This is a genomic window from Brucella tritici (assembly GCF_008932295.1).
In the GTDB taxonomy this organism is placed as follows: Bacteria; Pseudomonadota; Alphaproteobacteria; order Rhizobiales; family Rhizobiaceae; genus Brucella; species Brucella tritici.
The window spans coordinates 1-7523 of the sequence record NZ_WBWA01000055.1 but is presented as its reverse complement, the minus strand read 5'-3'; the positions used below and the strand labels follow the sequence as shown (position 1 = coordinate 7523).

Sequence of the window (7523 nt, the reverse complement as noted above, 5' to 3'; positions counted from 1 at the left end):
AATTTATCTCTCGTGACCTGGATTTATGGGCTTACCATAAGGGGGTAGTTCTCGACTTCTCCCGGCCCGGCAAGCCGACAGATAACAGCTACATCGAGAGCTTCAATGGCAAATTCAGAGCCGAATGCCTGAACGCCCATTGGTTCATGAGCCTTGACGACGCCCGCATAAAGATGGAGGATTGGCGTAGAGACTATAACGAATTCCGGCCACATAGCGCCATTGGCAATAAGGTGCCGATTTCGCTTATGAATGGCTCAACGGCATCCCCGCCGCTTTGAGTCTTAAACCCGGAAAATTCCAGTTCTCCGTGGTCCAAATTCGGGGTGCACTTCAAGGCCGATCATGAACTAAGATTGAAACCGGACCACCCTATGGGGTCAGGCCAGTTTGAGGTAAAAAACATCAAGTATGATGAAGAAAACTAATTATTCTGGCGATCAAGTAGAGCAGGAGCAAAGCGCTCGAAAACCGAAATGCACGTGGTGTTATAAGCCTAAACCAATAACTTACTTTTTGTAATATTGTATAATCGTGAAGAGAAAATCCGCGTTCATGTTGACTAATACTCATCAATAGAGACGAGTAGTAACCAAGAAACATAATAAATGGTAAACGCCAAAGTGCATTTACAAATATTTGCTGAAGTGTCCAAATATCCATGGTGCCTTAATCAAGGAGCAGAAGGTATTACAAAAGCCGAGCTTACATAGGGTCGACGTATATATCTAATGGAACGAAAAGAAAAGCCGGAAAGTGAATACCAGATTTCTACAAATCACAGTCTCACCCTCGGCGGCCACGCAAGGGAAAAATCTTCGGCATTCAGTGTCAGATTGGGATTATAGGCGGGATCAGCGAATTTATCAGTGTTCCAGCGTTTCTTCATATAATCAATCTCGCTTTGAAAACGTTGTATCTTTTCCATGTTATCCTCCAGTCCCCGAGAGGCAGATTCATGATGGTATAGTTCGGCATACGGGGTCCAGATATTGCGATAGCCCGCATCGCGCAGTTTCAAACACAAATCAACATCATTGAAAGCGACAGCCAGATCGTTTTCGTTCAAGCCTCCGACTGCCTCGAAGCTACTCTTTCGGATAACAAGACATGCTGCTGTAACGGCCGTCATAGTCTGAATGAGTTCTGCGCGGGCGAAGTAGCCCGCCTGCCCTTGCGGTAGGCATCGATGGGCATGACAAGCGACACCTCCTAGGCCAACGATGACCCCTCCATGCTGAAGCGTATCGTTTGGATACCAAAGACGTGCGCCAACTGCACCAACTTCAGGCAATACTGCGAGTGAGAGCATTTCTTCAAGCCAGCCGGGTGTGATTACTTCGATATCGTTATTAACTAAGCCGATGAATTCTCCATCGGCAACTTTAACTGCCGCATTGTTCAATGCGGAATAATTGAATGGTCGCTCATCGCGCACGATTTTGATCTGTTTCTCTTGCGCAAGTTTTTTCAGATAAGACAGCGTATCGGGGTCATCAGAATTGTTGTCGATGATGATTATTTCATAATTTTGGTAAGTGGTCCGCTCAAGAATGCTTGAAATGCATCGGTGTAAAAGCTGAAACGAATTGCGGGTAGGGATAATTAGGCTGATCATAGGTGCTGGGTCTGGCAGGGCATATCTTACCCGAAAGCCATGCGCCGTATGCTGCACATCTGCCGTCATATTCTGGCGCTTAAGATGGTCTTCCAGCGCATGTCGTCCTGCTTTGATGGCATTATCCATGTTATTATATGACCATGCCGTGCTTTGTCCGCTAGCACGCCAATGATAAAGCACGCGTGGAATGTGTAGAATCTGCTCTGAGCGCAGCAACTCGGTGAAGCGCAGTGCTAAATCGTAGTCTTGAGATCCATTATAGTCCGACCGGAAGCCGCCAAGTAGATTGAAAATGTCTTTGCGATAGACACCGAGATGCTTGATCATGTTGAAGGACAGAAATAAATCAGGGTTCCAATCACTCTTGAAATGTGGATCGAAGCGCGCTCCTGACGCGTCGAACTTATCCTCGTCGGAATAGATCAGCGCAGCATCAGGATGCACATCGATGATACGGGCAATATGAAATAGGGCGTCTTCGGACAACAGATCATCTTGACCCATCAATGCCAGAAACGTGCCACCAGCTAAAGAAACTGCGCTGTTTGACGCTTCTGCTATGTGGCCGCGTGTTTCACGGAAAACAACATTGATACGCGAATCATTGTTTTGCATATTTTGAAGGACAGACCGTACTTTAGGGTCGCTTGAACAATCATCCGCAATACATAATTGCCAATGAGGATACAATTGCTGCCTGACCGATTCAACCGCTTCTTTGAGCCAATCGAGATCGGGATTATAGACCGGCATAATGATTGAGATCATCGGGGGCTGCTCCATTTCACCGATCATCGTTCTGATCCGAGCGCGCAAATCTGGAGTTATAGTGTTATAACGCAGGAGCCACTCCGGGTAACCTTTCGTCTCGGATGTGATTTGGAACAGCCGCTCCCGTGTGCCTCGCCAGCCCTTTCGTTTAAATGTGGAAAAAGCCAGTTGGCTGGAAGCCACGAGCCCGCCTCTTTTATGCACGGCCTCTCGGAAATCATTGCAGAGTTGGTAGGTCTGTTTTAACAAATGACCAACCCGGCGATAAGGTGATGTCATCCGCCAACTTGTTGACATATGTATAGAATTAATTTGTTCTTGATATCTATCAAGCATATCTTTTGATCCATTCAATTTAGTTATAAGAATAGACTTGGTATGTTCTGCTTCGGACAGTTTTTTTCGTATTCCATCGCGGTCATGTTGCGTTGCTTTAATTTGGTTCTGAAGAAATTCAATACAGTTCTCTGCCTCAACGGTACGCATTTTCGCGTTTTCAAGTTCACTACGCATTTTCTGAACTTCAACATGTATGCTCCTGATTTCTGCGAGTTTCTCTGCGAGTTCTTTATGCACTGGTAATGCTCGCGCGGCCCATTCATTGTCACTTTGGTCGGTTTTGTGCTGAAGTTCACCATGTCTTTCTATAATGTTGGGAGCTACGTCTGCAGTTTTTCCATGGATAATACGCTTACCTAAAGTGTTATTTTCGGCAGATTTTTTGTATATGATGCACATAGAGTTAATGAACTCTATCGAATGAATTGACGCTAGTGCTTCCTCATCTAAGTTTAAATCATATTTTTTTATGAACCCATCAAACAGTGACTTGCGCGTCTTTGCGACGCCCCAATGCTCATGATTGATAATATCAACTAGATTCTTGAAGAAAGATATTGAGGAGTGGGGATGGAACAAACCACCTTCAAAATTCTTCCAATAACTGCAATGAAGATCTTCAATGATATAGATGCCACCGTTAACTATTCTCTTAAAATAAAACGAAAAAGATTTTATTATGTCCGAGGATTTATGCGACCCATCGTCTATGATAATATCAAAATTCTTCGACAGTGCGATTGCAGATTGATAGATTTTCTCCGAATTTGCATCGCCGACAATCACATGAATTCGGTCATCTGTATACTTGAGATTGCGGCATTTTTCATTGATATCGCAGCCAATGAAAATCTCGCCCTTAGCGAAATAGCGGCTCCATATTTCCAGTGAACCGCCGTTCTGGATTCCAATTTCCAATAATCTTATATTTTTACTTTTATAATTTGTAAATATATAATCATATTTTTTGATATATATTGTCCATTTGTCAGAGATTTTTCCTGAATGCTCATTGTACATATCTCTCAAATTTTTATTTTTCATTTTTATACACCTTTACTATTAATCGTCGTGCTCTATACTTATTAAAAGTTTTATTTTGCAATGAATACTGATTATATCTCTTATATTATAATGATAATTACATAGTTATATTATAATTATCTAATATATTTTCTCGTTAGTTTTAACTTGGATAGCAGTTTTCGCCTATTGAATTTTGAACGGAGAATATGGCAGATTGATGCTCAGATAAACAGCACAAATGTCTTTTCAGGAGAGTGTGCGTGCTCACGCTGTTGGCTGGTATTGCGAAGTTATGTGGAGATGTCCGTACTTTTTAAAATGGGGGAGCGACGCATAAATGCGTTATAATAATATTTTGACATTAGATTAATGTATTGGATCGTATATATAGAAGACTGAAAACGCTTCGCTAATTTAGAGAGATGGCAATTGAAAATCGTAGTTACAGGTATTGGTTATGTCGGGCTTTCCAATGCCATTTTATTAGCTCAGCATCACGAGGTTGTTGCCTTGGATATTTCCGAGGACAAGGTCCAGATGATCAATGCGCGACAGACACCCATCATTGACAACGAAGCGCAGGATTATCTTCAAAACAAGTCGTTAAATCTGCGCGCAACGACCAATAAGCACGAGGCCTATGAAGGAGCTAGTTTCGTCATTGTCGCCACGCCGACAGATTATGATTCGCAAGCTAATTTCTTCGATACAGGTTCGGTTGAAGCCGTAATTCTTGACGTTATCAACATTAACCCCGATGCCACGATCGTTGTGAAATCCACAGTGCCTGTGGGGTTCACCGACAGTGTTTCTCATCACCTTGGCAAACGAATTATCTTTTCGCCGGAATTTCTGCGTGAGGGTAGTGCTCTATATGATAATCTTTATCCATCGCGCATTGTAGTTGGTGAAAAGTCGGCGCGTGCGGAGAAATTTGCAGCCCTATTGATAGAGGGTGCCAAGAAAAAAGATGTGCCTGTTCTTTTGACTGGCCCGACAGAAGCGGAAGCAGTTAAGCTTTTCGCGAATACTTATCTCGCCATGCGTGTCGCCTATTTTAACGAACTGGACACCTATGCGGTGACGCATAACCTCGATTCGCGTCAGATCATTGAGGGCGTTGGCCTTGACCCACGTATTGGCCAGCACTATAATAATCCATCCTTCGGATATGGTGGCTATTGTTTACCCAAGGATACGAAGCAGCTTCTCGCCAATTATAGCAATGTCCCTCAAAATCTCATTCAGGCTATCGTTGCCACCAATTCTACTCGTAAAGATTTTATTGCGGATGATATTTTGAGGCGAATGCCAAAGATTGTCGGTGTTTATAGGCTGATCATGAAGGCCGGTTCAGACAACTTCCGCTTTTCTAGTATTCAAGGCATTATGAAACGCATCAAAGCGAAAGGTATAGAGGTTGTTGTTTATGAACCCGTGTTAAAGGATGATCAATTTTTCGGGTCAAGGGTGATCACCGAACTAGATGCCTTCAAGAAAATATCCGACGTGATCGTCGCTAACAGATTGACGGTAGATCTGCAGGATGTGTTGCCGAAAGTTTACACGCGCGATCTTTATGGCGAGGATTAAGTGATACCAATCTCCATGATTTATGGGGAACTCCAAAAAATGAATTCCTTATCATGTTGCTATCTAAAATAGGCCGAGAGAACCTCCTGCGGACTACCGTCCATCTTGACCTTTCCATGTTCTAACCAAATAATTCTATTGCAGTTTTTCTCCAGTAGAGACTTGGAATGGCTTGCGAGGATGAGAATATGCGTTGCATCAACTAACTCCTTCATACGCTGATTGGCTTGTTCTTTAAAATCTTCATCACCTGTGGAGAGCCATTCGTCCATAATAAGGATTTCAGGGCGTATTGCGGTTGATGTTGCAAAAGCCAACCGCATTTTCATACCAGATGAGTAGGTGCGAAAGGGGACATCAAGGAAATCACCTAAGCCAGAAAACTCCTCAATTTTTTCAATATTCTTCGCCAGCTCTCTAGGATGAATCCCCATCATCGCCGAGCGGAGGCGAATGTTTTCACGACCTGTGGCCTCGGGGTCGATTCCCAGATTGATGTTGATGAGAGAAACACATTTGCCTTGGATGATAGCGCGCCCTTGAGTCGGAGTATAAATTCCGGCAAGAACGCGGAGCAATGTTGTTTTGCCGGAACCATTATGCCCTATGAGGCCGATCCTGTCGTGATCATGCAGCGAAATAGATACATTTTCCAATCCCCGAATGATGACTAGCCCGTCATTACGGCGCTCTACGTTACCTCCGGTAGCGATATTGATAACTTTATTTTTCAAGGAACGGTTCGATGCGTTATAGATTGGAAACTCAACGCTAACATTTTCTAGTTTTATCATGCTCATTTTATAACCAATATGGAATGCGCCAACGGTATTTTCCGAAAAACACAAGTGCGCACAACCAGCCCGTGATCGCAATACCTATTGCAAACAGCCAACTGACAAGGGTCGGAGGCTCACCAAACAAAGGTGCGCGAATAAGTTGCAGCAAATGATAGAATGGGTTCATTTCAAATATTAACTTGGAAGCGGTTTTCGGTAAAATATTAACAGTCCAGATAATTGGCGTTAGGTAAAAGAAAATCTGGAGAATGTTGGTTACGATTTGCGTTATATCGCGGAAACGGCAACAAATCGTCGCCAATACGAGCATAATCCAAGCAAGATTTAAGCACACGATCAGCAAGCCTGGTATTGCTAGAAGAACGTAAAAATTAAAGCTTTGTCCGAGGACGAGATAAAGTATAGGGAAAATAAGTATATTATGGAAAAATATGATCATATTTTTCCATAATGCACGCAAAATATGTGTAAAAAGAGGCAGCTTCACTTGTAGGATTATCCCGGAAGCCCCGCTGAATGTGGTGCAACCATCCACTAGCGATGAAGAGATTAGGCCCCAAACGATTATGCCTGCGCAGAGATGGGGAAGATATTCAGGCATGTTTGATCGAAAGAGTGTTCCGAAAATCATTCCTAGTGCACCAATATAAACGGCCATATTGATAGTGAGCCAGAAAGCCCCGAGGCGGGAACGCCGATAACGTTGAGATACATCCTGCCACCCAAAAATCAGAGCAATACGATATGTCGCCAACGCGTCTCTAATATCCCTGATTGCTGCGCCAGTTCCGATAATAGATCTGTCGGTGGTTATGTCTTCCTGTGCACTACCGCTCCCTTTAAGAGTTTGACTTGTCATTTGTCACCTTTGCGGAAACGGTTTGCTGTTCATGATTGATCGCTTCCTGGCAAGTTTCCAAGACGGATCACAAAATGGTAATGACGAAAGCATTTTATAAAGTCAATGTCCCGTTGCACGGCTGGCTATCTTGAAATTATAGCACCAGGGTTCCCAGTGGGAATTTGTAGTGGAAACTTGAAGTGCACCCCGAATTTGGACCACGGAGAACTGGAATTTTCCGGGTTTAAGACTCAAAGCGGCGGGGATGCCGTTGAGCCATTCATAAGCGAAATCGGCACCTTATTGCCAATGGCGCTATGTGGCCGGAATTCGTTATAGTCTCTACGCCAATCCTCCATCTTTATGCGGGCGTCGTCAAGGCTCATGAACCAATGGGCGTTCAGGCATTCGGCTCTGAATTTGCCATTGAAGCTCTCGATGTAGCTGTTATCTGTCGGCTTGCCGGGCCGGGAGAAGTCGAGAACTACCCCCTTATGGTAAGCCCATAAATCCAGGTCACGAGAGATAAATT

At 43.8% G+C, this 7523-nt stretch carries 6 protein-coding genes; 2 read left to right on the top strand and 4 right to left on the bottom strand.

Annotated features, from left to right (window positions below):
- Positions 1-281 (top strand): integrase core domain-containing protein (locus F9K91_RS25130; RefSeq protein WP_151679030.1); only part of this gene is annotated, 281 nt, incomplete at its 5' end.
- Between the two features lie 497 nt (positions 282-778).
- Here the strand turns inward: F9K91_RS25130 and F9K91_RS25125 are convergent.
- Positions 779-3775, bottom strand: coding sequence for a glycosyltransferase (locus F9K91_RS25125; protein WP_151679034.1), 2997 nt, complete (start codon positions 3773-3775; stop codon positions 779-781).
- Between the two features lie 411 nt (positions 3776-4186).
- Here F9K91_RS25125 and F9K91_RS25120 point away from each other — a divergent pair, with 411 nt between their 5' ends.
- Positions 4187-5350, top strand: a complete 1164-nt coding sequence (locus F9K91_RS25120; RefSeq protein WP_151679033.1) for a nucleotide sugar dehydrogenase — start codon at positions 4187-4189, stop codon at positions 5348-5350.
- A 59-nt stretch (positions 5351-5409) separates the two neighbouring features.
- Here the strand turns inward: F9K91_RS25120 and F9K91_RS25115 are convergent, their stop codons facing one another.
- From F9K91_RS25115 to F9K91_RS25105, 3 genes are all read right to left on the bottom strand, one after another.
- Positions 5410-6150 carry an ABC transporter ATP-binding protein gene (locus F9K91_RS25115; protein ID WP_151679032.1) on the bottom strand — a complete coding sequence of 247 codons (741 nt, stop codon included), beginning with the start codon at positions 6148-6150 and terminating at the stop codon, positions 5410-5412.
- Position 6151: 1 nt separating this feature from the next.
- Positions 6152-7009 (bottom strand): ABC transporter permease, encoded by an 858-nt coding sequence (locus F9K91_RS25110; RefSeq protein WP_151679031.1) that lies wholly within the window; start codon positions 7007-7009, stop codon positions 6152-6154.
- Positions 7010-7242: 233 nt separating this feature from the next.
- Positions 7243-7523 (bottom strand): integrase core domain-containing protein (locus F9K91_RS25105; protein ID WP_151679030.1); only part of this gene is annotated, 281 nt, incomplete at its 5' end.